This is a genomic window from Micromonospora sp. CA-269861, from assembly GCF_050948505.1.
In the GTDB taxonomy this organism is placed as follows: domain Bacteria; phylum Actinomycetota; class Actinomycetes; order Mycobacteriales; family Micromonosporaceae; genus Micromonospora.
Genome location: NZ_CP192014.1, coordinates 5,800,195 through 5,826,608 on the forward strand (window position 1 = coordinate 5,800,195; position 26,414 = coordinate 5,826,608).

Here is a 26,414-nt window from a genome sequence, read left to right on the forward strand (position 1 = left end):
GGCCAGCCCGTGCCGACCCGCAACGCCGGCCAGCCCTCGCCGACCCACGGCACCGCGCAGCGCACGCCGGCTCACCGCGCCGACCAGCCGGCCGAGGGTCACCGGGTACACGGCAGCCAGCCCGACGGCGGCCAGCCCGACCGCGCCGGAGATCCGGGCGGCCCGTTTCAGGTGCCGGGCTTCAGGGCGGGGACCGTCACCGAGGAACGGCCGCACCTCGGAGCGCCCGAAGTAGATGTTGCGACCTCCGAGGCGGACCCCGAGCGCACCGGCCATCGCCGCCTCGCACTGACCGGCGTTGGGGCTCGGGTGGTCGTTGCGGTCCCGCCGCCACACCTGCCAGGCGCGGTTCCGATCCCCGTGCGCTACCGGTGCGACGGCGATGGTGAGCAGCCCGGTCAGCCGGGACGGCACGAGGTTGAGCGCGTCGTCCAGCCGGGCGGCCGGGGTGCCGAACCGCGCGTAGCGCGTCGACCGGTGCCCGACCATCGCGTCGAGGGTGTTCGCCGCGCGGTAGCCCAGCAGCCCGGGCAGGCCGGCGACCGCACCCCAGAGCAGCGGAGCGACGACCGCGTCGGAGGTGTTCTCCGCGACCGACTCGACTGTGGCACGGGCCAGCTCCGATTCGCCGAGCGTCGACGGGTCCCGACCACAGAGGTGGCCGAGGCGTCGCCGGGCGGCGGGCAGATCACCGTCGCGCAGCGTACGACCCATGACTGTCGCCTCGTGCCGCAGCGTGCGGCCGCCCAGCACGGTCCACGTGCCGGCCGCCACGATCACCGCCCGGGTCACCGGCCGGTGCCGGGTGGCCGCCGCAGCGACCGCCCCGAGCAGGACCGGCCCCCGACGGCCAGCGCGGTGAATGCCGCACCCGCCGTTCGGTCCGGGCGGTAGAGGCGGCGCTCCAGCGCGCCTGCGGCCTGCCCGAAGCCGGCTACCGGGTGCCACCGGCGTGGGTCGCCGAGCAGCCTGTCCAGCGCGTACCCGGCCAGCAGCCCCACCGCGTTCGCCATCGGCGCTGTCCGTCGCACCCGCACCACCTCCGGCCGGCCAGCCTAGACGAGCACCCCGTGAACCGGCCCAACCCACGGTGCCGCACGGACGCCAGAGCCACGGAACCGACCAGACAGGCCAGCCCCGCCGACGGCCGCCACGCGGGGTGACGACGCTTGTCACGCCGCCACCCCGCCCCCGTCGTGCCGCGCCCCGCAGCCCGGAGACCGCAGACAGCTCGACCGCCGCCCAGCCCGCGACTGTCGACGCGACAGGTCAGGCTGGCTGTGGGATCCGGCCCCGCCCGCGCCGCCCTCGCCCGGGCTGCGCCGGCTCCGGCTGCACCTCGCCGGGCACCGGCCCCAACTCGATGTCCAGGTCACCGTCGGCGTTGTCGTCGTCCGCCTCGGGCGGAGGGGCCAACTCGTCGTCGAGACCCGGCGCGACGTCGACCTGCCCGCCGCTCGGGGAGCTGTCGTCGTCCACCGGGATGTTGCCGAACGGGCTGGTTCGCAGGTCGGCGTAGTCGGGCAGCTCGAAGTCGTCGTCCAGCGGACGGTCGTCGGGCAGCACGGGTGCCTGCCCGGCGGGCACCGGCTCGGTGGGCTCGCCGTGCACCCGGCTCTCGGCTTCTGCGTCCTCCACGGCGCTGGTCGTCGTGCTCGGCCGGTTGCGCAGGAACCGGGCCCGGCCCCGGGACAGGTCGTGGCCGACGGCGACCGCCTCCAGCTCGTAGAGCGTGCGGTGGTTGCCGGCGTCGTCGGTCCAGTCGCGGGTGTAGAGCCGCCCGCAGACCACCACCGGATCGCCGACCATGACAGAGGCCGCCACCCCCTCGGCGAGCTTGCGCCAGCAGTTGACGCGGACGCGGAGCGAATTGCCGTCGACCCACCGGCCGCTGTCCCGGTCGAGGCGGCGGGCGGTGGAGGCGACCTTGAAGTTGGCGACCAGGGTGTTGCTCTGCGTCGTACGTCGCCATTCAGGGGTAGTCAGAACATTACCGACAATAGTCACATAGGTGTCGAACATCGTCCCTCCAGGGGGATCGGGGCCTGCTAGCGCGAGTCGACTCGACACCGAGCCTCGACACTGAAGGCGCCCGTCGCCACCGCCCATCCCTGACCTGTGGATGACGAACCCACCTGTGGACAACGCCCTGATCACGCCCGGATGTGGTACGCCCGACCCGCCCGACCCGCCGTCCACGGTTTCCCAGCCCGCCCGAACTGGGTAAGGACTTGATCAACGCACCACCGACAGCACCACGTCGACGAGAGGTCAGCGCCATGACGATCACCACCATCGGCTCCGCGAACGCTTCCGAGGCGCGGCGATGAGCGCCGTGGCGAACCCGGCCACCGTGGCTGAGTGCCTGCGGGTGGGCGCCGGGTTCTCCCAGGGCGACCGCAACTGGATCGCCGAGCAGTTCGCCACCCTCGACGCCCGGCTCGCCGGCTTCCACGCCGACGCCACCGAGCTGGAGGTGTCAGTGAAGGACCGGGAGGCACGCGGGCAGAAGGTCACTCTGGAGTGCTGGATCGCCGGTCGGCAGAAGATCGTCACCACCTCCGGCGAGGAGGATCTGCACGCCGCCCTCAACGACGTCCGTGACGACCTGCGGCGGCGGCTCAACGACGCCAAGACCCGCCAGGAGCCCCGGCACAACAAGCACCTGCGCGACGTTCCCCAGCCGCAGGTCGAGTCCGACGAGTCCGACGACCCGACCCTTCGCGCCGACGCGGAAACGGCCTGACCCACGCCCTCACCCCCGCGATCTTGCACTTTCGGATGCCGAATAGCGGCTATCACCCCGTATGTCGGGACAGAAAGTGCAAGATCGCGGGGCGGGTGAGGCGAGGGCGGGGCGCGGAGGCAGGGCCAGGCAGGGCGTGGGCTACCGCTGGGTAGGGCGGGCGGCGTAGCGTCGCGTTCGTGGAACCGGACGTGTTGGGGCCGCCGTACGAGCGGCAGACGATCGACCTGGGCACCGACGACGAGGGCCCTGTTGTCGCGACCCTGGTCCGGCGGCGGGCCGAGCAGCCCACCGGACGGGCCGTGCTCTATGTGCACGGCTTCGTCGACTACTTCTTCCAGACGCACCTGGCCGACTTCTTCGCCGAGCGGGGCTGGGATTTCTACGCGCTCGACCTGCGCAAATACGGTCGTAGTCTGCTCCCGGGCCAGACCCCGAACTTCTGCCACGACATCAACGACTACTTCCCCGAGCTGGACGCCGCCGCCGAGATCATCCGCAAGGACGACGGGCACGAAACCCTGCTGGCGATGGGCCACTCCACCGGCGGCCTGATCATCTCGCTCTGGGCGGACGCCCGCCGTGACACCGGCACCATCGACGGCCTGGTGCTCAACAGCCCCTTCTTCGACCTGAACGCCCCCTGGGCGGTCCGCCGACCCCTCGCGGCCGCCGCGTCCCGGCTGGGCCGCAGGGCGCCGCACCGCATCCTCCCGTTCGGGCTGGGCACCGTGTACGGCGAGAGCATCCACTCCGACCACCGCGGCGAGTGGACCTACGACCTGGCGTGGAAGCCGCTGGCCGGGTTCCCCGTCCGGGCCGGCTGGCTGAACGCGATCCGCACCGGGCAACGCCGGCTCCGCGCCGGGCTGGACATCCAGGTGCCGGTGCTGCTGGCCTGCTCGACCCGGTCCTTCCGGGGCACCAAGTGGCACGACAACGCGACCCTGGCCGACGCCGTACTGGACGTCGAACACATGGTCCGCTACGCGCCCCGCCTCGGTCGCCATGTCACCCTGGCCCGCTTCGACGGCGGGTTGCACGACCTCACGCTCTCCGGCCCCGCCGTACGGAGGAAGGTCTTCGACGAGGTGGGCCGCTGGGCCGAGGCGTTCCTCGCCGCCGGCCCCACCGCCCCGGCCGACGCCCCACCAACCAGCACGCCGACAGCCGACGCGACGGGGGCGGCGACGCCCGGCAACTGACTAATCGGAGGGCGTCGCGGCTCAGATGTCGCCCGGCGTCGCCGGTAGGACGGCACGGATCCGGTCGAAGGTCGCCACCGGGTGCGCGCCGACACCGGGCAGAACCAGACCCAGGCAGTACGGGGAGACCTCGCCGGTGGCGTCAGCCTGGACGATGAAGACCGGCGCGCCGACGTACCCCGGCGGCAGCTCCGTGGTGATCAGCACGGCGTCCCCGTCGCGGACCACCCGCTCGATCGCGACCTCCAGCGGGCGCGACAGGTCTTCGCGTACCCCATGGGCCAGCACGAAAGCGGAACTGGCGTCGGCGCCGAGCCGGGCGACCACCTCGGGCCCGGCGGCGATCCCCGCGGGCACCGGCTGGACGCGCCACCGCCAGCCGCCGTCGCCGGCATAGCGGTGCAGGCCAGCGGTCGGCAACACCGCGACCCCGTCGCCCGGAAAGCGGGCCCAGCCGGGCACGATCTCGGCCTCGGCGACAACAGCCGGCGCGACCCCCGCCGGCTCGGTGACGCTCGCCCGCAGACTCAGCTCGCCACCCGGCGCCCCCACCAGGTCGGCCGCCGTCAGCAGCGACTCCCCCACCGGGTCGGCACCGCTGCGAAAGAAGAACGCGGTGCCGAAGTCGCCCGAGGACCGGTACGGCAGGATGGCGCGGCCAACGACCTGGCACAGCTCGTAGGCGACGTCGCTCTCGGCGTCGGAATCCAGCAACACCAGCCAAAGGTACGGTCCGAGGCCAGGTCGGTCCGCGGTAACCCGGATGCCCGCCACGAGGCGGACGTGAGACTCTGCTCGGCAACGTGGACGCGGGCACCCTTTTCGCCGTCGGGCAGTGGGACGGCGGTACCCTCTGGGCGCGACATCCACGCCACACGCGCCCGTAGCTCAGCGGATAGAGCAGGGGACTTCTAATCCCAAGGCCGCAGGTTCGAATCCTGCCGGGCGCACAGGTATTTCCTCAATCTGACCAGCTCCCATGGGCTATTCCTGGTGCGAGCGCGCTCCGGTGGCCGTGGCAGCCTCGAACGGACGCACCAAGCGCCAGCGCGGTGAGATCGAAAACCCTGCCCAGCGGGTCACTGCGGGTGCAGGTCTATGCCGGGATCGACCCGATCAGCGGTAAGCGGCGCACTACCTCAGCGAAGTCATCCCCGCCGGCCGCACAGCCGCCAAGGAAGCCGAGAAGGCGCGTACGCGGTTGCTGGCGCAGGTGGACGAGCGACGCAACCCACGCACCCGCGCCACGCTCGACCAACTCCTAGACCGATGGTTTGAGGTTGCCGACATTGAGGCCACCACCCGTATGGGCTACGTGAACAAGCTCAACAAGCACGTCCGCCCGGTGCTGGGCAAGCTGCCGGTTGGCCGACTCGACGCCGAGACGTTGGAGTCGTTTTACGCGAGCCTGCGTCGCTGCCGCGACTGGTGCGGCGGTAAGGCGTACGTGAAGCACCGCATAGAAGGTGAGCACACCTGCACGGCGAAGTGCCGGCCGCACGCCTGCAAGCCGCTCAGCGCTTCGTCCGTGCGACAAATTCACTGGATCCTCAGTGGTGCGCTCAGTCGCGCCGTCCGGTGGCGCTGGATCGCCGTCAATCCCGTCGGGCAGGCCGAGCCACCTGCGCCGCCCCACCCCGACCCTCAGCCACCTAACCCGGCCGACGCGGCCCGCATCATCACCGAGGCGTGGCGCGACCCGGACTGGGGCGCGTTGGTCTGGCTCGCGATGACGACGGGCGCCCGACGCGGTGAACTGTGTGCGCTGCGCTGGCGGCATCTCGACCTGGACGCCGGGGTGTTGACGCTGCGGCGCAGTGCCTACCTGGACGAACACGGCGAGCTGCGGGAGAAGGACACAAAAACGCACCAGCAGCGGCGGGTGGCGCTCGACCCGGAGACCATCGAGGTACTGCGCGAGCTGCACGGTCGGTACCTTGACCGCCTGGCGCAGCTCGACGCCGACGCCGATCCTGCCGATTACGTCTTCTCCCCTGAGCCGGACAACAGTCGTGGCTACCGGCCCGACACCATCACCCAGCGGTACGGCCGGCTCGCCGCCCGGCTCGGCATCGACAGCCACGTCCACGCCCTGCGCCACTACTCGGCGACGGAGCTGATCAATGCGGGCGTTGATGTGCGGACGGTCGCGGGGCGACTCGGCCACGGTGGCGGTGGGACAACGACGCTCAGGGTCTATGCCCGCCTTGGCTGTCGGAGTCCGACCAGCGAGCTGCTGGAACGCTCGCTGCTCGGATGCCTCCCCGCCCGGTCGCACCGACGCAGCAAACCATGGCGAGCAGTCCCTACCAGACGATCGCCGCCGATCTTCGTGATCAGATCACAACGGGCCGGCTAGCACCGGGCGAGCAAGTGCCCGCGGTCGCCGACCTAGCTAGTAGCTATGGGGTCTCGGTCGGCACCGCTCATCGAGCTGCCGCCTTACTGACCGCGGAGGGGTTGGTAAGCGTCGTCCGAGGTCGTCGAGCAACCGTCGCAGGCGCATGAGCAGCAACTGTGCGCTTAGCACATGACGGGTCGCGGCTGCCCTTGCCTCTGGCGGAACGTCAGGAGCCGTGGGGGCGTCCCTCCCCAGCGGGTCGCATTTTGGCAGACAGGGGCGACCAGAGCCGCCTGGCTTCGCCCTTCGGCTGGGGGGGGATCGGGGCGCCCAGATCCGGGGGAGCATCCCCAATCCTGCTTGACCGGGGCATAGACCTTCGCAGCCAGGACACCGCCCTTCGGACACCGACCCAGACGCGGCCTCGGCCCTACCAAGCGCGAGTTCTGTCAGCACAGACCACTCAGCATCGGGGTCAGGTATCACTACCAGCGCGGACTCCCCCGAGCCGGGACAGCCGCTGCCAACGGCGATTCAGCTCGTTCCACCGCGTGATCACAAAATGCTGCTGCCGTACTAAGCTAAGCCGTCTCCGCTCCCTAGGCCGAACCTCCGAAGGAAGGCGGTCAAGCATGGAGCCACTCACTGGGGCGCTAGCAGGCAAGGCTGTGGATTCTCTTTTCCGGGCGCTGGGCAGGCTCGGCGACCGCAACAGAGCAGAGAAGCTGGCCCAGCGCGCGCTTTCGAAAAGGAACACAAACCTTCCGGAACCAAGCGCTGCGGAACGGCGTAGGCTCGAACGCTTTTTCGCGCTGGAAGAGACATGGTCTCTTCTCATCGAAACAAGCGTGGAGGTCAGCCCTGAACTTGTTCGAGGTATAGAGGCTTGCTTTTCCGGAGACCGCGACGCTGCCACCCGGCGCAGCATGGCCGCCGACTTCGCCGAACTTGCGATTTCCGAACTTCCGGCTTCGCTCGACCCAGACGATCGCGTGGTTCTGAGTTCATACCAGAATCGGCATTTGTCGGATCAAGTGCGTGAGATTCGCGAACTGGTCTCCGAATATCGCGAGCCAAAGGCCACCACGTCACTCTCGGCGGACCTCGCCGAGTACCGACGTCAACTCCAGCAAGCAATTACATGGCGCCGACCAACAAGACTTTTTCCATTGACGTTCCACGACAATGAGGCGCCGGAGAAGCCGCTAGACGTCCTGCCGGAAGTGGTCGCCGCGCACCGCCAGGTAGCAATCCACGCAAAGGCGGGTTCCGGCAAAAGTGCCGCATTGACAGATCTCGCTTCACGCCTGAATTCAAGCGAAAACGCTCTTGTTGTTCTCGTGGACCTGAAGCCATGGGCACATGAACGCAACAAGCAGTTCGTCGCTGATGGTGAGAGTCCGACTGTCGACCAGATCCTCGAAGCGTCCGCCGTTCCTGCAACTGCAGCCCTTATTCAAGGTATCCATCGCGACCTCGCGACCGCAGATGCGAGGCAGTACTGGCTAGTCGACGGCATAAATGAGCTTCCAAGCGGACTGAGTAGGCCAGTACTCGAATCCCTGACTACCTATCTACGTGGAATCGTCCGATCGTCGCTCGTAGTCACGGACAGGTCGCCAACCCGATATTCACCGCCGGAATGGTCGCTCCTGGAGATCAACCCGTTAAGAAAAACAGACGTCGATCTCCTCCTTCCCTCCGAGTTGGCCAATACCTCCGAGGCAAACAGTAGGTCCCGGAACAACGCCCTTGAAGATTCAGGCCGACGGCAACTACTAACGACCCCGTTCTTCCTAGATGTCGCCATGACCGATGGCAGGTGGACCTGGGAGACCAGCGTTCAAGCCATCCATGGCATGTTCGGGGAACGGCTAAGCCTGAGTGAAGACGACATCGACAAGCTCGCCGACTTCGCCCTCGCGATGTACACAAAAAGGGAGGGCCTAACCTTCCCCCTCCGTGAGCTGGTTGCAACTGCCGGACCCCTGGTTGCACGTCGACTGATTGAATCTCGCGTTCTGCTGATTCCAGATGACGATAGTGCGGCCTTCTACCACCAACTTCTTCATGACTACCTTGCGAGCCGCAGCCTTGCAAAACGACCCGATGCGTGGACCCCGAAATACTTTGACGCATTAAGCTTTGACGCCAACACGTACGAGTCACTCATAATGGTTTTGGACCAAATCCAGTCAGAAGAAGGGATCTCTGACTACATCACCGCCCTGTACGACTGGAACTGGTTCGGCACTATCCGATGCGTAGAACGCGCACTGCGGGACGACTGGCGTTTACCTCGCCATCTCACCGTGGTTCTATCTGCGATGCTGGGGGAGAAACGCTTCGACCCGGTCAACGGATCACGTGCCAGGGCGGAGCAGTGGACCGAGAAGCTGGATGGGGTAACTAGCTTTCGATTCGGTCAGGCATCGACCATTGCCGCACTGGTAGAAGAGGTCGAAAGGATCTCAGACGGATCCGGCCCGAGCTGGTTCAGAGTTTGGTACGGCCTCTTTCGACAATTGAAGGAGCCCTCTCGCACAATAGATGAGCTTGCGGTTTCGGAAATAAGCAACCCTGACCCATTCATTGGCTGGACGGCCACCCAGGTCGCCAGGCATTGCGATCTGGGCCTCGATGGCGCTCGGCAAATACGGGCAATGTACCGCGGCGCTCGGCATGCGTCAGACGACATATCGCACTCTATTAGATGGAGGGCGGTGCATGCGCTAGGACGCCACCCCTCCAGCGAAAATGCGCAACTACTTTTAGAAGCAATCGACAGTGACGCGTACTCGTGGGTCGTCTATGGCGCAGTTCGCTCGCTTCTAGAAATGGCGGCGCTTTCTGACGTGGATGCCACTGACAGGTTCTTGTCACAGGTAGACGCTAGACTTGCCCAGCTTCCTGCGGAGCCCCTATCCCAGGTGGCGTGGGCAACTCAATACGAAGGCGCCTCGGCGCATTGGGCCGATCGAGTCTGGCCCCTCCTCGAGCATGCTCGGGATCTACAGGAAACTGAGGAAGGGAAAGAACTTTGGAAAGCTCGGTTAGAGGCGTTCAAGACTTGGTGGGAACGGGAGAGTTCGTGAACGGGGAACCCTCTCCCTTGGAGCTTGCCAGCATCGCTTGGAGAGCACGTGAAAACGCTAGGGTGCTAGGGAAGACCAAGGTGGGTGCAGCCGTCCTAGCCGACAACGGCATTGTGTACGGCGGCTGCAACGTAGAGCACAAGTTCCGATCGCATGATGTGCACGCCGAAGTGAATGCTCTCACCTCGATGATTACGAATGGCGGCACTCGCGCAGTCGCCATAGCAATCGTAAGCAAGAGGGAGCATTTTACGCCTTGCGGAAGTTGCATGGACTGGATTTTCGAACTCGGCGGTCCACAATGCATCGTGTATATTACGAATTCCGAAGGTCTTATTACCTCCGAGCATCTCGCCAGCGCCCTGATGCCCTTCTATCCATACTGAATAGCGATGTTGCTGTTGGCAAGCTAGGCGGGCCGCCCGACGTCGCTGCACGGGCTTCGGGTGGGCCCACCACCAGTGCGGACAGCCTCGACCCCGACATGCCCCGCCCCGAGCTACGCGACCAACGCGGATTCGGCATCCCCCACCTCGACCAGTGGATCACCGACCCGGCAAACCAACTCACCGTCCTGTGGCACCTACTCGTGCTGGTACTCAACTGGACGCGGCGGGGAGCACCCCGGGTATCGGGGTTGTCGATGCGGCAGTTCACCCCATGGGCACAAGCCCTCGGCGGGTTCCTCGCCCACCACGGCATCGACGGATTCCTCACCAACGCCGCCGACATCCGTGAAATCGATGAAGACGAAACGCGCTGGCGCGCGTTCCTCACCTGCTGGCACGACCGCCACGGCGGCCGTGCGATGACCGCCGCCGAACTCCGCCAAGACGGCGAACCGATACACCTCGGCAGCGACGCCCACGACCCCTGGGACGGGCAATTCATCACCACCCACAACGGCCGCCTACCCAACCCCCTACAACTCGGCCGACTCCTCACCGGACAGGCCGGACGCTGGCGCGGTGAACACGTCGTCCGCGCCGGCCGCAACGACCGCGGCGACCGCTCCGTGCTCTGGGTCGAGCGGCACGAGGGGTGGAACCCGCTGAACCATCTCCGCATCTCCGCAACGCCGCACCGGCCCCCTACCACCAGGGAAGACACCCTGCGGAGATCAGACCAGAGAGAGTCGTCGATCTCCGCATCTCCGCAACCAACTGCGGAGATCCCACCTCTTTGCGGAGATAAACCCTCACCACCCCGCTCCATCTCCGCAAGCATTTGCCCAGCTCAAGGCCATGTTTGCGGAGATGCGGAGATGCGGAGATGGTTCAGCCCCTCCCCCATCGCTAACTCCTCTTATGGAGAAAGAGCCGGGAGTCTTCCATCCGGGAAAGCCAGTCCAGCAAGTACAGGTAGCCCAACAAGGGCAGATCGTGCGGTATGTCACCATCATGGTGCGCCAACAATGCGCTGGTCTGATCTACCAAGCTGGGGTTATTAGTGCCATGTCCATGAGTAGCATTTCGTAGTAGCTTCACGTAACGGGCTGCAGCAACATCTCTGGCGAGACCTACTATCCGCCCTCCAGGCGTGGCTCATTGAATAAAGAAACCATCTTGAAGTTCCCTTAGAGCAGCCACCGCACGCCGCGCTAGCGGCAGCAGGATGGTGGCAGCCCCAGACGGTATGCTCGACTCCAAATCCTGCAACTTCTTCTCGGCGAACGGCAGGTTGCAAAGCCTGTCGATATCCCTGCCCGTCAACCTTTCAAGCGTATCAAGCACTGTGAACAGAAGCACACGCTGAACATGAGCATCGCGCGGCGAAGTCAAGATGGAACTTACTCTGCGGAATAGTTGCTCAACCGTCAGGAGCACCTGCAAATGCTTGCGCGGGTTGTAGAATCCTTGGCCGTCACCGAAAACGGCTAGGTCGCTAACGACACCGAACAGTGCATCAAGCCGAGCACCCCACCACGACACCGCCTCAGAACAGGCCAATCCCGGCAGGTCGGTGATTGACCACGTTGCCCGGACAGCTCCTTGGCTCGGCAACAGGTGCAAAAGGTCCCCAGGCCCCGACCTCGTCCCGTTGATTGTATGACCCAAGCTAAAGATCAGCTGGCCGGAGGTGCGGTGAGCTGCAAACGCCCAAAAAGTCGGGGTCATGGCACCTAGGAGCGGCCCCAAATATGTGTCAAACAGCAAGATGCCTTGGAGGAGGTTTTCACTGCTAGAGAAGACGCGCCCCCCTACAGCGCTCAACTCCTTTAGGTGCCGCACATCTCCACTCGCAAGCGTCTCGTCATACGCGATTCGCAGCAACACCCCTACTAGCTTGGTTCGGTGAATCAGCACGTCCGACCGGTGGATTAAATGAACACCCGCGTCTTGGAATAGTTTCAGATCGGTCCTACCCTCGGCGGGCATGTCAACAAGGCGAGCGTGTATTTCTTTAACGACCGTCGCGATCTCTTCTGAACCAGCAACCATTGCAAGCAATTGCCAATAGTAAAAGAGATCAGCCAAATTGCCAGAGCTTTCGGCACGTTGACCCAGTTCATTCACTTGGTCAAGCGACACTTTGTCTTTGAGGCTGACGGGCTCCTCCGCACCTCGGGCAAGGCGAGTTAGGACGTCAAACCTCACCCTTCGCTGCGCCGGCCCCGCCAGATGTTCTGCAATCACGAGTCCCGGTCGAACCCGACGATAGCTTTCCTCGGTCTGGACTAGCCAATGCTGAGATTGAGCGGCACTCCGCCGAACTCGAAGATTTGCTCTGGCAAAGAATTCGCCTGGTGCGCCGCCCCACAGCCATGAGGGCACATCGACGGTCACCGACGATGGGACTTGTTGCGGCGAAGGCATGAGTTCAGGGTATTCACAGGGTCAAGCATGTTCTTGCGCTGCCTGTTGCTGCAGGACCAATGACAGCACGCCAAGCCGTGGGGCCATCCGTGGTGCGAGAGAAAAGGCGCTCTTAGAAACTTCCGGCACCCGGGGTGCGGAGGAACAGCAGCTCAAGAAGGCAAAGACAGAGACGGGTGGCAGGTCGACGCCACTTCTAATCCCAAGGCCACAGGTTCGAATCCTGCCGGGCGCACCTTCACCACCGCAGGTCAACTGCTCTGTCGCTCCCGGGCCAGTCGGTCACCACGGCGCGCGTGCAGCCCTTCGTAGGGCCGAGCCAGTCGAGACTGTTTGGCGGCCTCGCCCACGGCGACGACAGCAGGGGCCAGCCCCAGCCGCAAGAGATCGATAGGGCTTTGCGCAGCCAACTACCGTGGGCGCAAACATCGCGAGGGCGACGTACGGGAGGCGCGGTGGTCAAGCGGTACCGACGGCGCTCGCGAGCGACGGCACCACGAACCACAGGGCAGCCTATTGAGTCGGTCGACCCGAGCATCCGCAGCCGATGGCGCCCCGGCTACTGGCTCCGGCACCCGGCCCTCGGCGTCGCCTTCGGGGCCCTGATGGCAGTTGTCCTCGTAACCTGCGGCCTCGGCAACCTGCGCCACCGAAACGACATGGTCGAACGGGGCGAGCGGGCGGTCGGGACGGTGCGCGAGGCACACGGCCGGCAGTGGTGGGTGTCGGTCAGCTTCACCACGCGAAGCGGCGACGAGGTCACCACCTGGATCAGCCACTCGCCCTGGGACGAGCCAAGCTTCGGGGAAAAGGTCGACGTGATCTACGACCGGATGGACCCCACTGGGAGTGCCTACCTGTCGGGCGACGAACCGGGCGTGCTGTTCCCAACCCTCCTCCTCGCTGGTGGCGCGGTGCTGGCACTGGCGTACGCGTGGTGGCTGCGACGAAACTGGAACCGGCTGCGAGGCGGCGCGGAGTCGTGGCGCAGCCGCCAGCCCCTGCCTCGACTCGGCAAGCGGCGTTAGCCGGTGCCGTGCAACCAAGCCCGCCCGGCCGGCCGCCAGCCTAGTCGGCAGGCCAGTTCAGCGAGTCGAGCACAACCGCCACAACCGCCGCCCGGTTCGCGGCGCCGATCCCTTCCAGCGCCCGGTCGATGACCTCTGCGGCGTCAGCGGGTAGTTCCTGCAGGTCCAGCATCGGCAGCATCAGGATGAAGCGCTGCCCCCACGTCAGCCGATCGTCCGGCAGATCTGCGGCGACGAGCAGCTCGGCCCAGGTCATCGTGGAAGAACCAGCATCCTGATCCAGGGTGAAGACCTTTACCGGCTGGCCCGGTCGCACCTCCACGAAGTCGAGCGCCTCGTCCTCCTCGACGTTGCGGTGCACGATCCGCAGCCAGGCGTCCCGATCCAGCCGCACGGACACGACCGGCCAGCGCTCCGGGTCGTTGAGGACCGCGCACATCTCCTGGTAGTCGGCTGCGGTGACCGCGAAGGCAGCGCCCGACTCTCGATCCGCTCCGAGTGGCCCGGCCAGGTAGTACGACCAGAAGGCCGGGTAGCCCATCACGACGTCGGCGGCGTACAGGGTCACCTCGGACTCACTGTCGTCATCGGGTGGCGCCGAAGTGGTGTACCCGGGGATGGTGAACGCCGGTCCGATCGTCAGCGACATGGCCGGCATTCAACACGACCTATCCGCACGAGGCCACCCGATCACCATGACCCCGAAGCAACCGTCCGTCAGGCCACGTAGGCATGTCACGTGGTCGATCCGGGCCTGCTTCGCACAAAGTGCCCGGCAGATGTCTACGGGTTGGCCCGCCTACGGCGTTAATAGGGCGTGACGTTCGAGGAGTACGCGTTCGCTCGCACTTCTGCGCTGGTGCGGCTCGCCCGGCTGCTGACCGGCGACGAGCACCGGGCCGAGGACCTGGTTCAGGATGTCCTGGCCCAGGCGTACGCGAGGTGGGGACGTATCGCGCGGACGGACCGTCCTGACGCCTATGTCCGTCGCATGCTCGTCAACGCCCACAACTCCTGGTGGCGTCGACGCAGCAGCCGGGAGATCTCCGTCGCCGCGGTGCTCGATCAGGCTGGCGACGTGGACGAGGCCGCCGGGGTCGCCGAACGCGACGCACTGTGGCGGCTGGTCTGTGATCTGCCGGCGCGTCAGCGCACCGTGGTCGTCCTGCGCTACTACGAGGATCTCGACGACACGGCGATCGCCGAGATCCTCTCCTGCTCGGCCGGGACGGTTCGCACACATGCGAGCCGCGCCCTGGCGGCGCTGCGTCAACGACAGCTTGCCGAAACCCCCGCACGGGCAGGAGAGTTCTGATGTTCAGCGACCTCGATCAGCAGCTCGCCACCACTCTCAAGCATCGTGCGGGCGGCGACGTCGACCCGACACCGATCGTCGAGCAGGCCCGGCATCGCGGCCGGCGGCTGCGAGTGCGGCGGCGCGGGCTGATCGCCGGAGGCGTGGCGGCGGCGTGCGTCGCTCTCACCTCGATGGTGTTGGCGATCCCGGGCGGTCCGCGCACCGACGAACCGTTCGCGCCGGCCGCGGCGCTCATGCTGCCGGCAGCACAGAGCGATGCCACCACCCGCCCCGAGGATGTCGGCGCCGATCCCGCGACTGTGCACTTCTCGACCGACTCCCTGGTGAACGGTGCCGAGTACGCAGCCTGGCGCGCCGGGCGCGGCACCGAGAGCGTCGAGTTCCGGGGCCCGACCGGCCAGGCCCGCTTCGTGCTGGCCCGCAGCGAGGTGTTGCTGAACGAGCTCCAGCAGACCTTGTCCTCAGAGGGACGGCCGCAGCCACGCACCGACGTACGGATCGGTGACCGCCCCGGGTTCGCCTGGTTCGACCCCTCCGGTGACCGGAAACTGTGGTTCGTTCGCTGGCAACCCGCCGACGGGCTCTGGGCTCAGTTGGACACGTACGCGACCACCAGGGACGAGGCGACGGGCACGGCGAGCCGGGTCCGGTTCGATGGCGCCCGCCGCTGTGTCGTGCCGTTCCGCCTGGAGTCGCTGCCACCCGGCGGACGGCTGCTGGAATGCTCGGTCACGCTCGGCCGGTCGGCGCGGGGCTCGTTCGTCGAGGGCTCACTCGTGGTCGGTGACGACGCCGGTCGTTGGCTGACGGTTCGGGCGCAACTCGCCCCGGACAGCCGTGAGGCCCGGCCGGGGGATCTCGTCGCCGGACCCTACCGGGTACGGCGGCAGGGCAGCGACGTGCTGGAGATGGCAGTCAAGCCGTGCGTCGTCGAGGCGTTCCGCACGGGTTGGGGAAACGGCTACACCGAGGCGGAAGGCTTGGCGATCCTCGGCGGGTACCGGCCGGCCCCCGATCTCGACCGCCCGGGCAGCTGGTGACGGCGTTCTCAGGCCGAGGCCGCCGCCACACAGAACTCGTTGCCCTCCGGGTCGGCCATCACCACGTGTTGCCTGTCGAACTCCTCCAAAACCCGCCCGCCGGCCCGCACCAGCCGCTCGGACTCGGCCCTGATCCGCGCCCACCGCTCGTCGGGGCTGCCGTGGCCGGGCACCCGCACGTCGATGTGCAGCCGATTCTTCGCCGTCTTGGGCTCGGGCACGTTGAGGATGGAGAGGAAGGGGCCGACGCCGTCCGGGTCGCACAGCCACGCGCCGTGCTCGGGGAGGTCGTCCTCCGGCAGGTCGAACTGCGCGTGCCACTCCTCGCGGGTGGCGAAGGGCGGTGGTGGTGGCTCGTCGATGTAGCCCAGGGCCGTCTTCCAGAATGCGGCGAGCACCTGCGCGTCGGTGGAGTCCATTGTCAGGGAGATCCGAGCTGCCATGACCGGGACGGTAGCGCCCACCTCCGACTTTCTAGACCGGCCCCAACAGGGCAGCCAGCGCGTCGTCGCCCTGGCCGAGCTGCGCGCCACCTGTCGCCGGTGCGACCAGGAACCGTCGGCAGCCGTCGAGTTCCACGTACCGATCGGGGCCCGTCCCGTCGATCGGGCGCAGCACCGCGAAGCGGGTCGCCGGGGTGGCACAGTCGACCACCGCCCGACGGTTGGACAGCGCCCGGAGCACGCCCGTCTGGCGCTCGGTGGGCAGCGGCCCGCCGTACACGAAATCGCCCGCCGGCTTCTCGCCGTCCTGGAGTGACGCGGGCACCTCGTAGACGCAGAGGCGCAGCGGCCCGGCGGCCGGCGGAATGGCCGGGCTGACCGGCCCGGGGCGACCGTTTCTGGTCTCCACCCCCACCAGGTCCGTCCACTGCTGCGCGCATCCGGCGGCCTCGGCCGCCGCGGATTCGATCTGCCGGATGGTACGGGTGTCCACGGTGGTCCAGTGCGGCCCGGCCGACGCGGCGATCACCTCGGCACGAGGCTTGCCGCAGGAGTCCGTGGGGATGTGCGGCCGCAGCCAGCGTCCCCGGTCGTCCACCAGGGCCAGCCACGGCGGGATGACCATGTCGAGGGTGCAGGCGATCTCCCCGCCAGCCTGCTCGCTGGGCAGGCGCAGCGCGGTGAGCAGCGGTGTGATCTCCCTGGCGTGTCGCTCGGTGGCGATCTGCTCCTGGCCGCCGTTGGGGCCCGGCCGGATCTCCCGCCCGCAGATCACGGCGGTGACCGGGGTGAACGCGGGGTCGATACGACCGATGGCCGGCTCGTTCACGGCCGGCGGCGACGCCTCCATGATCATCTCACCGGCCCGTGGGGCCTCCTTGGCGCAGGAGGTCCACCCGTCGACGATCTGGGCGAGAGCGGGCTCATCGCTCCCAGGCGTCAGGGCCACCGTGTCGTTGCAGCCACTCAGCACCATGCCGAGCAGTGCCACCGCCAGTACCGTCCGGGACGAGCGCATGCGGCTCACCACCTTTCCACCCGAGGATGAGACGGAGACCAGGCGCGCCCGGTTCCCCGGCCGCACGGTCGTGGCCCGCCGGGACGGAGGCGTGACGCGGATGACCGGTGGGGACGTCGGCGGCGGGGCGCGAAGGACCCGCCGGCAGAATGGCCGAATGGCACATCTGGGACTTGTCGCGCTGCTGGTCAGGGAGTACGACGAGGCGATCGACTTCTACGTCGGCGACCTCGGTTTCGAGCTGGTGGAGGACACCGCCCGACCGGACGGCTCACGGTGGGTGGTGGTCCGCCCGACCGGGGCCCGGGAGACGGCCCTGCTGCTGGCACGGCCGAGCAGCGCCGAGCAGCGGGCTCGGGTCGGCGACCAGACCGGCGGCCGGGTCGGGCTGTTCCTGTACACGGAGGATTTCGCCCGGGACCACGCCCGGATGGTGGCGGCCGGGGTGCGTTTTCTGGAGGAGCCGCGGCACGAGGCGTACGGTTCGGTAGCGGTGTTCGTCGATCTCTACGGCAACCGGTGGGACCTCCTCCAGCCGCGCAGCACAGAGTGACACATTAGCGACACTCCGCACACAATCGGGTGCTCGATCGCGGCCCCCATGCTATTGTCCGATGTCGATCTACGCCGTGTGGACCCGGACCGGGTCGTTGTCGGAAGGACACTTCCCGATGCCGACCGTTGCCACTCCAGCCGTGCCACCGCCCACGTTGGACAATCCGGCCGGCGGGGCCCTGGGTCTCATCTTCACCACGTTGCCCGCGTTGCTGCGGCTGTCCTGCGGGCTGTTCGGCGCGGCGGTGGCAGTGTCGGTGCAGACCCCGCCCGTCGAACAGGCGGTGCTGCTGCCCGCTGTGGGCGCACTGACCGGCTGGTCCCTCTGGTACGCACACCGCGCGCTGCGCCACGGAATCGGCCCCGCCCTCGTCGCCGGTGACGTGGCGGTGACCGCGCTGGCCTGCCTCCTCATCCCCGTGCTGGTGGCGCCCGAGGTGTTGCCCGGCGAAGGCAGCTGGATCGCCGTGCTGGCCAGCACCACGGTGATCAACGCGCAGGCCACCGCGCCGGCGCGCTGGTCGATCCCGGCCGGGCTACTCGTCATCGCCACCTACGTCACCGGGGCGCAGGCGGCCGGCAACCCCACCGAAGCTCGAGCGCACGCGGCCACGCTGCTGGCCCAGACCGCCTGCACGGCGATGATGGCGGCGGTCATGCGCCGCCGCATCGGCCGGGCGGACCGCGCCTTCGTCGAACACCAGCGGCTGACCCGGCAGGCGTTGGTCGCACGCGCCGCCCGCGAGGCGGAACGCCAACAGAATCGCGATCTGCACGACACGGTGCTCGGCACGCTGACCATGGTGGGGCTGGGCGCGGTGGCCGGACCCTCGGATGCCTTCCGGGACCGCTGCGCGGCCGACCTGCGTACCCTCGTCTCGCTCACCGACGGCGGCCCGGTGGCCGGCGACGGCCCGGTGCCGCTCGACGGACGGTTACGGTCCGTGGTCAGCCGGCTGCCCGAGCTTGCGGTGCGGCTGGAGTTGGCGTCCTGCGCCGTCCCCGTCGGTGTGGCCGACGCGATAAGCGAGAGCACCTACGCGGCGCTGTCCAACGTGGTCCGCCACGCACCGGGCGCCGGGGCCACGCTGCGGCTGACCCGCGACGCGATCGGCGTCGTGGTCGAGGTCGTCGACGACGGCCCCGGCTTCGACCTGGCCACCGTCCCACCGCACCGGTACGGCTTGCGCGAGTCGATCCACGGCCGAATGGCGACGGTCGGCGGGCGGGCCGAGGTGCGCTCGGCGGTCGGCGCGGGCACCCGTATTCGACTGGAGTGGCCCGGTGTCGGCTGACCTGAACGCCCCGGCGCATCCCACCGACGCTCCGGAGGCACCGAACCGGACAAGCGTTCCGACGCCCCGGGAGCCGGCCTCCCCCGCGGCGCTCGCCGCGCCGGCCGCCGTCGCGCACGCCTCCGACCGGGGTGCCCGGATCGCCGCCGTCGCCATCGCGTTGGCCTGGCACGTCGCGATCGCGTTGCCGGCGGTGCTGGCCGCCCGCGCGGAGTTCGCCGCGCCGGCGGTGGTGCTCGGCGCCTGGATACTTGTCGCCGTGACCGGCGCGGTGGCCGGGGTCCGGCTGCTGCAAGGGTCCCCGCTGCCGCCGTGGCCGCTGGCCGGGCTGCTGCTGGTCGTCGACGCGGCCGTCTTCGCCGCGGCCGGCGAGCGGCAGTTGTTCACCGCCGCGAACTGGGTGTGGGGCACGCTCGGCTGGTTCTTCGTGCTCGCCGTGTGGGGTCGGCGCGTCGTGGGGCTGATCGCGCTCCTCGGCACGCATGCGTTGATCGCACTGGTCGCCGTGCTCGGGCACGGCCCCGACCCGGCCGACGTGGCCCGCTACGTGATGTACGTCTACGGCACGTTCTCGCTGCCGGTGGCGGTCTTCGTGGGCAGCACTGTCATCGTCGGCCTGGCTCGGGAGCGGGCCGCCGTCTCGGCCGCCGGTCATGCGATGGCCGCGGAGCGGGACGCCGCCGAGCGTGGCCTCCGGGAACGCCGGGACCGGCTCGCCCTGGTCAGCTCGGCGGCCGGGCGGGTCCTCGGTGACCTGGCCGCCGGTCAGGGCGACCCGGACGACCCGGAGGTGCAGCGCCGGTGCATGCTGGCCGCCGCTCGGCTGCGCCGGCTGATCGCCGAGTCCGACGACGTGCCCGACCCGCTGCTGCACGAGTTGCGAGCCGCCGCCGACCTGGCCGAACGCAATGGCCTACCGATCGACCTGGTCACCATCGGCACCCCGCCGCCGCTGCCGGTGGAGGTCCGCCGCCGGCTGGCCGATCCGCTCACCGGCACCCTCGCCGACGCCCGGGGATGGGCGCGACTGACAGTGGTCTCCGGACCGGACGAGGTGGTGGTCAGCCTCGTCACACCGGACCGGGAGGGGCCGGAGGCGACCGGCCCGCCATCCGGGGAGCACGACGACGGGCCGGTGGGGTACCTCTACGAACGGGACGGGAACATCAGATGGGCGCAGACCCGGTGGCGGCGGTGACCGGCGATCGGCCGGTCGGGGTGGCGATCGTCGACGACCACCCGGTGGTGGTCGAGGGCGTCCGCGCCTGGCTCGCCACCGAGCCGCGCCTGACGGTGCTCGCCACCGGCGACGACCCGGACGAGGTGTTGCGGGTGGCGCCGGACGCCGACGTCGTCCTGCTCGACCTGCGGCTGCACGGGCGGATGGCGTTGGACAAGTTGGCCGAGCTGAGCGCCGCCGGGCGGCGGGTGGTTGTCTACTCGGAGCACACCGACCCGCAGACGATGCTTGCCGCGCTGGACGCCGGGGCGGTGGCGTTCCTGGCCAAGCACGAGGGCCGGGAGCACTGCGTGGCGACGGTGCTGGCCGCCGCGAGCGACCGCCCGTACGTGCCGCCGGCGCTGGCCGGCGCGATGGTCGGCGACCCGCGACCGGACCGGCCGATGCTGTCCGACAAGGAGCGTGAGGCGCTGTTGCTCTGGTTCCAGTCGATGTCCAAGGCTTCGGTGGCTCGGCGGATGCAGATCAGCGAGCACACGGTAAAGCAGTACGTCGACCGTGCGCGGATCAAGTACACCCGGGCGGGACGGCCAGCCGCCACAAAGGCAGCGTTACTCGCCCGTGCGATCGAGGACGGTCTCGTCCGCCCGGAGGAGATCGGCATCTACCGGTCACAGGCGACACACGACCGGCCGACCCCCTAACAGGCGTCATGACAGGGGCGCTCCGGTCGGCAAGGCTTCAGTACACAGCCAGCTGACCGGAAGGTCGTGACGATGCACGCCGACACGTCCCCCTTCTTCATCGGTCCCCACCGGTTCGACGCCCCGGACGACGACGTGGGCCCGAGCCTGGACCGCCGCTACAACCTGCGACCGAGGCCCGGTGAACGGCTGCTCGGGCGACACCGGCTGCTGGTCGCGGGCTACCTGCTGGGGCCGAGCGAGGCGCGGTGCCGTTGGCAGTTGCCCGAGCCGGTCGCGGTGACAGTCACCGATCAGCGCATCTGCTGGGTGGGCAGCGGCTCGCACCTGTCACTGGTCGCCGACGGCACGCACCGGGCCCGGCCGCCCGCTCGGGTGAACGGCCTGATGAGCGGTCAGATCCGCTGGCAGTGGCCGTCCCGGTTGGAGCTGCCGGCGACCGAGCAGGACGACCCGGCGCAGCTGCTGATCGTCTGCGACGCGCTGCGCACCATCCAGCAGCCGGCATTGGCCCTCAGCGGAGCGGCCGCCGAGGTCGTGGCGCTGGCCCGGCAGGTCCGCCGGGCGGTGGCCATGTTCCGGCTCACCCGTCCACAACTGGTCGACCTCTCGGCCCAGGAGCGCGACGTGCTGCTGCTGCGGGCCGGCCCCGGTCTGCTCGCCGGCGACACCCGGATCACGCTGCCCGGCTCGTTGCCTGTGGAGTTCCACTCCCGGGACGACTACTACCGCTCAAGACCGGAGCCGACCTCGTGGGACGGGCTCGCAGGCGGCGCAGCATCCGGGCATCGGTGAAGCCGACAGCCCGCGCGGCGGCCTCCACGGTGGTGCCGTGGCCGATCAGGTGCTCGGCCCGCTCCACCCGCAGTAGCTGCTGGTAGCCGAGCGGGGTCAGGCCGGTGCTCGCCCGGAACAGCCGGGTCAGGGTTCGTTCGGCCACGCCGCCGGCGGCGGCCAGCTCGGCCAGTGGCAGGGGCTCCGCGTACCGGCTGTCGATCAGGTCCTGCACGCGGTGCACCGAGTCGGACAGGTGGGAGCGGTGCCGCATCAGCGCGCTGGCCTGCGGCTCGTGCCCGTTGCGGCGGGCGTAGACGACAAGCGTGCGGGCGATCTTCGCGGCGGTCGCCGGGCCGTGCCGGGTCGCCACCAGGTGCAGCGCCACGTCGATGCCACTGGCGATGCCCGCCGAGGTGACCACCCGGTCGTCCACCACGTACAGCACATCGCGGACGACCTGGGCCGCCGGGTGCCGGCGGGCCAGGTCGTCCTGCACCTCGTGGTGGGTGGTGCAGCGTCGGCCGTCGAGGAGCCCGGCGCGCCCGAGCGCGTACGCCCCGGCGCAGACACTGGCCACCGTGCCGCCGGACGTGTGGTGCTCGGCGAGCCGCCGCAGATCGCCAGGCGACACCGGCCCCTGCGGCCCGTGCGCCGCCGGCCGCCAACCGGGCACTATCACCAGGTCGTCCGGGGTCAGGTCGGGCCACCGGGTGTCGGCGACCAGCGGTACGCCCTGCACGGTGGGCACCTGTTCGCGTTCCGCGACGTAGTGCAGCTGATAGTCGTACCCGAGGTCGGCGGCGCTGGAGAAGACCTGGGCCGGCCCGGCGAGGTCCAGCAGGTGCAACTGCGGGACCAGCAGGAAGACGACCCGGGTCACGACGTCAGCCCCGGCTGCCGGCGAGGGTCGCGCCGGTCACCTCGTCCACGGTCCGGATGGTCGCGAAGCGGCCAGCCAGCGCGTACTCGGTGCGGGTCACGATCTCCTCGTTGGTCAGGGTGCGCGGGTCGGCGAGGATCTCCGCGACCGTGGCGGTCTCCGGCAGGTCCCGGTGGGGGATGGGGAAGGTCAGCGTGGCGTCGGTGACGAAGGTCATCCGGTAGCCGAGGTCCGCGCCGACCCGGGCGGTGGTCTCCACGCACTGCTCGGTGCGGATTCCGCAGACGGTGATGTCGGTGCTGCCCGCCTGGGTGAGCAGCTGCTGGAGGTTCGTGGTGGTGAACGCGTTGTGCGCGGTCTTGACGAGCGTCGGCTCACCCTCGGCGGGGACCAGCCCGTCGATCAGCCGCACGTACCCGAGGGCGGGGTCGAACAACCCGCCCGTACCGGGCTCCGAGTGCAGCACCCAGACCACCAGGTCGCCGCGCTGCCGGGCGGCAGCCACCAGCCGGTCGACCTGGCGGATCATGTCGGGGTTGGAGCCGTACGCCCAGATCGGGCGCTGACGGAAGGACTCTTGTACGTCGATCACGACTAGTGCTGCTCTGCTCATACGTCGATCCTGGCCGGACGGCGTTCGCGCCGGCAGACACCATCCTGCCCGAGTGCGGAACGATCCGGCCAACTACGGCGCGGGGGTGCGCTGCTCGGCGGCGGCGTCCAGCGCGGCGGCCTCCTCCGGTGTGGGCGCGCTGCCACCGAGGTGCGCGGGCTGCCACCAGGTGTCCTCCGGGCCGGCCGGAGTGTCCGGGTAGTCCCGCTGCGCCCGGTCGACGAGGGCGCTGAGCCGCGTGGTCAGCTCGGCGGCCAGCACGTTCGGGTCGGGGAAGTCCGCCGGGTCGATCGGCTCGCCGATCAGGATGGTGATCGGTGTGTGCCGGCGGGTCAGGGTGCGCGGGCGACTCTTGGTCCAGAGGCGTTGGGTGCCCCACAACGCGACCGGCAGCACCGGCACCTTCGCCGAACGGGCCATCCGGACCGTGCCGCTCTTGAGCTCCTTGACGGTGAACGACCGACTGATCGTCGCCTCGGGGAAGACGCCGACGACCTCGCCCTGCTTGAGCGCGCCCACGGCGGCGCGGAACGAGGCCGCGCCGGCCTGCCGATCCACCGGAATGTGCCGCATGCCGCGCATCAGCGGGCCGGAGATCTTGTGCGTGAAGACCGAGTCCTTGGCCATGAACCGAACCAGCCGACCTGACGCGTTCGCGCCCAGACCGGCGAAGATGAAGTCGAGGTAGCTGACGTGGTTGCTGGCCAGCACCGCCCCGCCCGTGCGGGGTACGTGGTGGGCGCCCTCGATGGTGATCTTCAGGTCGAGGACCCGGAACAGCGTCTTGGCGGTGGCGATAACGGGCGGGTACACGAGCTCCGGCATTCGCAGAATCTACCCTGACCGGCTGGGGTTCGGCTGAGCGGCGAACCGGCGGCGACGCGGGTGGCGCGTCACCGCCGGTTCGGCTGTCGAAACGGTCAGTCGCCGAGGCTGTCCAGGTCCAGCCGACCCCTGGCGAACGCGTCCACCCGGCCCCAGCGACCCGGGATGTCCAGCACCTCGATGCGACCCATCCCCACCGGCAGCCGCGGCTCGACCGCCAGGTGACCCTCGTGCGGCTCCAGACCGAGCATGGTGCGCAGCAGCAGCAGCGGCGCGCCCGTCGACCAGGCCTGCGGGCTGCACGCCGTCGGGTACTCCACCGGGAACTTGGTCAACTCCCGTGGGTAGCCGCCGAACGCCTCCGGCAACCGGCCACCGAAGTACGTGGCCGCGTCGAGGATGCCGTTGGCGATGGTCGCGGCCTCCTCGGCAAAGCCGTAGCGGCGCAGACCCCAGGCGATGAACGAGTTGTCGAACGGCCAGATCGTGCCGTTGTGGTAGCCGATGGGGTTGTACCGCGCCTCCCCCTCGGCGAGCGTGCGCACCCCCCAGCCGGTGAAGAGCCGCGGCCCGACCAGGTGCGCGGCCAGCTTCTCCGCCCGCTTCGGTTCGACGATCCCACTCCACAGCAGGTGGCCGATGTTGGAGCTCAGGATGTCGCACTGGCGGCCGTCCGGGTCCAGCGCCAGGGCGAAGAACTCGCCGTCGTCCACCCACCAGTCCCGGTTGAACCGCTCCTTCAGCTCCGCCGCCTCCCGCTCCAACTGGACGGCGAACTCCGGGTCACCCCAGAACTCGCGAGCCAACCGGGCCGCGCGGACCTTCGCGTCGTACGCGTACCCCTGCACCTCGCAGGTGGCCCGTGGGAACGGCGGCAGCGTGCCGTCGGAGTAGGAGATCGAGTCCCAGGAGTCCTTCCAGCACTGGTTCTCCAGGCCGGTGTCGGTGTTGCGTCGCTCGTACCAGATGTAGCCGTTGCCGACCAGGTCGGCGTAGTTGTCGATCCACCTCAGTGCCGCCCGGCACTCCTGCTCCAACTCCTTGACCAGAGCGACGTCCCCGCTCCAGCGCTCGTACTCGTCGAGCAGCACGATGAACAGCGGCGTCGCGTCCACCGAGCCGTAGTACGGCGAGTGGGGTTGCTCCTCGAAGGCGGCGGTCTCGCCGTAGCGCATCTCGTGCAGGATGCGCCCCGGGTCCTCGTCCCGGAAGTCGTCGAACCGGCTGCCCTGCAGGGACGCCAGGATGCGCAGCGTCGTCTTCGACAGCTGCGGGGTGAACGGCAGCGTCTGGAGGCAGGTGAGGATGCTGTCCCGACCGAACATGGTCATGAACCAGGGCAGACCGGCGGCCGGCAGGGTGGCGCCACCCAGCGACAGCGGCGAGAAGCGCAGGGCCGCCAGGTCGATCAGGCTTCGCCGGTACGTGCTGGCCACCCGGCCGTGCTGACTGTTGACCTTGGGCGCGTCGGCGATCCACTGCTCCAGGTCGTGCTGGAGAGCCAGCCGCTCGGTGCCGTGCATGCGCAGCCCGAAACGCAGGTCCCGGCCGCCGGGCCCGACCGCGTGGGTCTGCACGTCGATCGATGCTTCCCACTGCTCGTTGGGCTCCAGGTGAACTGTGTACGCGAAGCCCTTGCTGTCGTACCGGGCCGACATCGACGACGAGATCACCGTCTCCCGGCGGAAGTTCCCCCGCCGGTACCCCAGCCGCAGCCGGTCCGACTCCACCTCGGTGTAGATCTCGCCCTTCTTGTTGAGGATCTCGTCCTTGACCTGGAACAGGTCGGCGAAGTCCGACGCCGCGTCCATCCGGACTTCCAGGTCGATCGGCTTCTCGTCGTGGTTGAGGATGGTCAACTGCTCCCGAAAGCTGCCACCCACCGCGCGCTCCCGGATGATCGACAGCTTCGCGTCTATGTAGTGCGTGGCCATCCCCGGGACCAGGAAGAATCGCGACTCGAAGTACTGCAGGTCGTCGAAGGAGAGCGAGTTGAGTCGTTCACCGTTGACGGTCAGCACCCAGGTCGACAGGAACCGGGTGTCGATGGAGAAGAGCCCGGTGGGCTCGCTCGGCGTCGCCTCGATGTCACCGGTGTCCTCGCAGACGACGAACGTGTTGCCGTCCAGGATCCGGATCGTGTTGCTCTGCCCCATCAGTGCACCTCCCCGGCGAAACGCCGACGCGGCCCACGGGCGTCCGGGGAACCCGGGAAGATCCGCTCCACCTGTACGACGAGACGAGCGTCGCCCGACACCGTCATGTCCCCCCGCAACAACGCGGCCAGGCCGTGCTCGCGCCCCGAGGCGATGTCGTCGAAGAGGACCGGGCTGGCGCCGATCACCGTGTCGGCCTCCCGGTCCTCCTGACTGACGTTCAGCCGACCGTGATCGATCCTCAGCAGCCAGTGCCGGGTCTGCGCCCCCTCGTGCAGGTCGATCCGCAGCGTCCCGGAGGTCTTGGCCAGCAGGGGTTCGTACCCCCGCCGGTCCAGGTCCTCGAAGAACCTCGTGGTCGCGTCCACCATCGGGTCCA

25 protein-coding genes, 1 tRNA gene and 2 pseudogenes are annotated in these 26,414 nt (G+C 68.7%); 16 read left to right on the forward strand and 12 right to left on the reverse strand.

All coding sequences use genetic code 11. The features are described from left to right. Window positions 1-12: 12 nt before the first annotated feature. Window positions 13-1,013: pseudogene (locus ACQP0U_RS26520) on the reverse strand (cobalamin biosynthesis protein); the annotation flags it as partial. 256 nt (window positions 1,014-1,269) lie between these two features. Next, complete coding sequence (locus ACQP0U_RS26525; protein ID WP_433312133.1) at window positions 1,270-2,022, reverse strand: single-stranded DNA-binding protein; 753 nt, start codon at window positions 2,020-2,022, stop codon at window positions 1,270-1,272. 304 nt (window positions 2,023-2,326) lie between these two features. Here ACQP0U_RS26525 and ACQP0U_RS26530 point away from each other — a divergent pair, with 304 nt between their 5' ends. After that, window positions 2,327-2,746 carry an HPF/RaiA family ribosome-associated protein gene (locus ACQP0U_RS26530; protein ID WP_433312136.1) on the forward strand — a complete coding sequence of 140 codons (420 nt, stop codon included), beginning with the start codon at window positions 2,327-2,329 and terminating at the stop codon, window positions 2,744-2,746. A 179-nt stretch (window positions 2,747-2,925) separates the two neighbouring features. Next, a complete protein-coding gene (locus ACQP0U_RS26535) occupies window positions 2,926-3,951 on the forward strand; it encodes an alpha/beta hydrolase (protein WP_433312139.1) in 1,026 nt (341 codons plus the stop codon). 21 nt (window positions 3,952-3,972) lie between these two features. Here the strand turns inward: ACQP0U_RS26535 and ACQP0U_RS26540 are convergent, their stop codons facing one another. Next, window positions 3,973-4,668, reverse strand: a complete 696-nt coding sequence (locus ACQP0U_RS26540; RefSeq protein WP_433312142.1) for a hypothetical protein — start codon at window positions 4,666-4,668, stop codon at window positions 3,973-3,975. A 160-nt stretch (window positions 4,669-4,828) separates the two neighbouring features. Here ACQP0U_RS26540 and ACQP0U_RS26545 point away from each other — a divergent pair. From ACQP0U_RS26545 to ACQP0U_RS26570, 6 genes and pseudogenes are all read left to right on the forward strand, one after another. Next, window positions 4,829-4,901: transfer RNA gene (locus ACQP0U_RS26545), tRNA-Arg, on the forward strand. A 251-nt stretch (window positions 4,902-5,152) separates the two neighbouring features. Then, entirely contained in the window at window positions 5,153-6,310 is a 1,158-nt protein-coding gene (locus ACQP0U_RS26550; protein ID WP_433312145.1) for a tyrosine-type recombinase/integrase, read from the forward strand. After that, window positions 6,244-6,459 carry a winged helix-turn-helix domain-containing protein gene (locus tag ACQP0U_RS26555; protein WP_433312148.1) on the forward strand — a complete coding sequence of 72 codons (216 nt, stop codon included), beginning with the start codon at window positions 6,244-6,246 and terminating at the stop codon, window positions 6,457-6,459. The genes ACQP0U_RS26550 and ACQP0U_RS26555 overlap by 67 nt, the downstream gene beginning before the upstream one ends. A gap of 465 nt (window positions 6,460-6,924) precedes the next feature. Further along, window positions 6,925-9,387 (forward strand): hypothetical protein, encoded by a 2,463-nt coding sequence (locus tag ACQP0U_RS26560; RefSeq protein WP_433312151.1) that lies wholly within the window; start codon window positions 6,925-6,927, stop codon window positions 9,385-9,387. 80 nt (window positions 9,388-9,467) lie between these two features. Then, the gene (locus tag ACQP0U_RS26565; RefSeq protein ID WP_433312154.1) at window positions 9,468-9,773 is read left to right on the forward strand and encodes a cytidine deaminase family protein; all 306 of its coding nucleotides are present in this window, start codon (window positions 9,468-9,470) and stop codon (window positions 9,771-9,773) included. Window positions 9,774-9,859: 86 nt separating this feature from the next. After that, a pseudogene (locus ACQP0U_RS26570) lies at window positions 9,860-10,429 on the forward strand (hypothetical protein); the annotation flags it as partial. Between the two features lie 502 nt (window positions 10,430-10,931). Here ACQP0U_RS26570 and ACQP0U_RS26575 read toward each other — a convergent pair. Then, window positions 10,932-12,173, reverse strand: coding sequence for a hypothetical protein (locus ACQP0U_RS26575; protein WP_433312157.1), 1,242 nt, complete (start codon window positions 12,171-12,173; stop codon window positions 10,932-10,934). 635 nt (window positions 12,174-12,808) lie between these two features. Between ACQP0U_RS26575 and ACQP0U_RS26580 the strand changes: the two genes are divergently transcribed. Further along, a complete protein-coding gene (locus tag ACQP0U_RS26580) occupies window positions 12,809-13,231 on the forward strand; it encodes a hypothetical protein (RefSeq protein ID WP_433312160.1) in 423 nt (140 codons plus the stop codon). A gap of 40 nt (window positions 13,232-13,271) precedes the next feature. Here the strand turns inward: ACQP0U_RS26580 and ACQP0U_RS26585 are convergent, their stop codons facing one another. Further along, window positions 13,272-13,880 carry a hypothetical protein gene (locus ACQP0U_RS26585; protein ID WP_433312162.1) on the reverse strand — a complete coding sequence of 203 codons (609 nt, stop codon included), beginning with the start codon at window positions 13,878-13,880 and terminating at the stop codon, window positions 13,272-13,274. Window positions 13,881-14,048: 168 nt separating this feature from the next. Between ACQP0U_RS26585 and ACQP0U_RS26590 the strand changes: the two genes are divergently transcribed. Then, window positions 14,049-14,546 (forward strand): SigE family RNA polymerase sigma factor, encoded by a 498-nt coding sequence (locus ACQP0U_RS26590; RefSeq protein ID WP_433312165.1) that lies wholly within the window; start codon window positions 14,049-14,051, stop codon window positions 14,544-14,546. Beyond that, a complete protein-coding gene (locus ACQP0U_RS26595; RefSeq protein WP_433312168.1) occupies window positions 14,546-15,589 on the forward strand; it encodes a hypothetical protein in 1,044 nt (347 codons plus the stop codon). Before ACQP0U_RS26590 ends, ACQP0U_RS26595 begins: the two co-directional genes overlap by 1 nt. 8 nt (window positions 15,590-15,597) lie before the next feature. Here ACQP0U_RS26595 and ACQP0U_RS26600 read toward each other — a convergent pair whose 3' ends face one another. Both ACQP0U_RS26600 and ACQP0U_RS26605 read right to left on the reverse strand, forming a co-directional pair. Next, window positions 15,598-16,032 carry a VOC family protein gene (locus ACQP0U_RS26600; protein ID WP_433312171.1) on the reverse strand — a complete coding sequence of 145 codons (435 nt, stop codon included), beginning with the start codon at window positions 16,030-16,032 and terminating at the stop codon, window positions 15,598-15,600. Window positions 16,033-16,063: 31 nt separating this feature from the next. Then, window positions 16,064-17,050 carry a hypothetical protein gene (locus tag ACQP0U_RS26605; RefSeq protein WP_433312173.1) on the reverse strand — a complete coding sequence of 329 codons (987 nt, stop codon included), beginning with the start codon at window positions 17,048-17,050 and terminating at the stop codon, window positions 16,064-16,066. A gap of 157 nt (window positions 17,051-17,207) precedes the next feature. On the opposite strand from ACQP0U_RS26605, the gene ACQP0U_RS26610 reads away from it, so the two are divergent. The 5 genes from ACQP0U_RS26610 to ACQP0U_RS26630 all read left to right on the forward strand — a co-directional run bounded on the left by ACQP0U_RS26610 (window position 17,208) and on the right by ACQP0U_RS26630 (window position 21,579). Continuing rightward, window positions 17,208-17,603 (forward strand): VOC family protein, encoded by a 396-nt coding sequence (locus ACQP0U_RS26610; RefSeq protein WP_433312176.1) that lies wholly within the window; start codon window positions 17,208-17,210, stop codon window positions 17,601-17,603. A 118-nt stretch (window positions 17,604-17,721) separates the two neighbouring features. Then, window positions 17,722-18,900 (forward strand): sensor histidine kinase, encoded by a 1,179-nt coding sequence (locus ACQP0U_RS26615; RefSeq protein ID WP_433312179.1) that lies wholly within the window; start codon window positions 17,722-17,724, stop codon window positions 18,898-18,900. Further along, entirely contained in the window at window positions 18,890-20,098 is a 1,209-nt protein-coding gene (locus ACQP0U_RS26620; protein WP_433312182.1) for a hypothetical protein, read from the forward strand. Before ACQP0U_RS26615 ends, ACQP0U_RS26620 begins: the two co-directional genes overlap by 11 nt. After that, window positions 20,071-20,784, forward strand: a complete 714-nt coding sequence (locus ACQP0U_RS26625; protein ID WP_433312185.1) for a response regulator transcription factor — start codon at window positions 20,071-20,073, stop codon at window positions 20,782-20,784. The genes ACQP0U_RS26620 and ACQP0U_RS26625 overlap by 28 nt, the downstream gene beginning before the upstream one ends. 72 nt (window positions 20,785-20,856) lie before the next feature. Continuing rightward, on the forward strand, window positions 20,857-21,579 hold the full coding sequence (locus tag ACQP0U_RS26630) for a hypothetical protein (RefSeq protein WP_433312187.1): 723 nt from the start codon (window positions 20,857-20,859) through the stop codon (window positions 21,577-21,579). Here ACQP0U_RS26630 and ACQP0U_RS26635 read toward each other — a convergent pair. From ACQP0U_RS26635 to ACQP0U_RS26655, 5 genes are all read right to left on the reverse strand, one after another. Then, a complete protein-coding gene (locus ACQP0U_RS26635; RefSeq protein WP_433312190.1) occupies window positions 21,461-22,441 on the reverse strand; it encodes a GlxA family transcriptional regulator in 981 nt (326 codons plus the stop codon). The two genes, ACQP0U_RS26630 and ACQP0U_RS26635, sit on opposite strands and share 119 nt — an antisense overlap. Before the next feature lie 4 nt (window positions 22,442-22,445). Further along, the gene (locus tag ACQP0U_RS26640) at window positions 22,446-23,033 is read right to left on the reverse strand and encodes an isochorismatase family protein (protein WP_433312193.1); all 588 of its coding nucleotides are present in this window, start codon (window positions 23,031-23,033) and stop codon (window positions 22,446-22,448) included. Window positions 23,034-23,126: 93 nt separating this feature from the next. Next, the gene (locus ACQP0U_RS26645; protein WP_433312196.1) at window positions 23,127-23,879 is read right to left on the reverse strand and encodes a lysophospholipid acyltransferase family protein; all 753 of its coding nucleotides are present in this window, start codon (window positions 23,877-23,879) and stop codon (window positions 23,127-23,129) included. Window positions 23,880-23,974: 95 nt separating this feature from the next. Continuing rightward, window positions 23,975-26,035 (reverse strand): amylo-alpha-1,6-glucosidase, encoded by a 2,061-nt coding sequence (locus ACQP0U_RS26650; RefSeq protein ID WP_433312199.1) that lies wholly within the window; start codon window positions 26,033-26,035, stop codon window positions 23,975-23,977. Next, entirely contained in the window at window positions 26,035-26,406 is a 372-nt protein-coding gene (locus tag ACQP0U_RS26655; protein WP_124822132.1) for an SCP2 sterol-binding domain-containing protein, read from the reverse strand. Before ACQP0U_RS26655 ends, ACQP0U_RS26650 begins: the two co-directional genes overlap by 1 nt. Window positions 26,407-26,414 lie beyond the last annotated feature (8 nt).

Coding starts and splice junctions, on each gene's coding strand:
- ACQP0U_RS26530 (WP_433312136.1), top strand. CDS start 2,327: ATGAGCGCCGTGGCGAACCCGGCCACCGTGGCTGAGTGCCTGCGGGTG.
- ACQP0U_RS26645 (WP_433312196.1), bottom strand. CDS start 23,879: ATGCCGGAGCTCGTGTACCCGCCCGTTATCGCCACCGCCAAGACGCTG.
- ACQP0U_RS26655 (WP_124822132.1), bottom strand. CDS start 26,406: ATGGTGGACGCGACCACGAGGTTCTTCGAGGACCTGGACCGGCGGGGG.
- ACQP0U_RS26625 (WP_433312185.1), top strand. CDS start 20,071: ATGGGCGCAGACCCGGTGGCGGCGGTGACCGGCGATCGGCCGGTCGGG.
- ACQP0U_RS26605 (WP_433312173.1), bottom strand. CDS start 17,050: ATGCGCTCGTCCCGGACGGTACTGGCGGTGGCACTGCTCGGCATGGTG.
- ACQP0U_RS26585 (WP_433312162.1), bottom strand. CDS start 13,880: ATGTCGCTGACGATCGGACCGGCGTTCACCATCCCCGGGTACACCACT.
- ACQP0U_RS26610 (WP_433312176.1), top strand. CDS start 17,208: ATGGCACATCTGGGACTTGTCGCGCTGCTGGTCAGGGAGTACGACGAG.
- ACQP0U_RS26525 (WP_433312133.1), bottom strand. CDS start 2,022: ATGTTCGACACCTATGTGACTATTGTCGGTAATGTTCTGACTACCCCT.
- ACQP0U_RS26580 (WP_433312160.1), top strand. CDS start 12,809: ATGGCAGTTGTCCTCGTAACCTGCGGCCTCGGCAACCTGCGCCACCGA.
- ACQP0U_RS26600 (WP_433312171.1), bottom strand. CDS start 16,032: ATGGCAGCTCGGATCTCCCTGACAATGGACTCCACCGACGCGCAGGTG.
- ACQP0U_RS26630 (WP_433312187.1), top strand. CDS start 20,857: ATGCACGCCGACACGTCCCCCTTCTTCATCGGTCCCCACCGGTTCGAC.
- ACQP0U_RS26595 (WP_433312168.1), top strand. CDS start 14,546: ATGTTCAGCGACCTCGATCAGCAGCTCGCCACCACTCTCAAGCATCGT.
- ACQP0U_RS26615 (WP_433312179.1), top strand. CDS start 17,722: ATGCCGACCGTTGCCACTCCAGCCGTGCCACCGCCCACGTTGGACAAT.
- ACQP0U_RS26560 (WP_433312151.1), top strand. CDS start 6,925: ATGGAGCCACTCACTGGGGCGCTAGCAGGCAAGGCTGTGGATTCTCTT.
- ACQP0U_RS26650 (WP_433312199.1), bottom strand. CDS start 26,035: ATGGGGCAGAGCAACACGATCCGGATCCTGGACGGCAACACGTTCGTC.
- ACQP0U_RS26555 (WP_433312148.1), top strand. CDS start 6,244: ATGGCGAGCAGTCCCTACCAGACGATCGCCGCCGATCTTCGTGATCAG.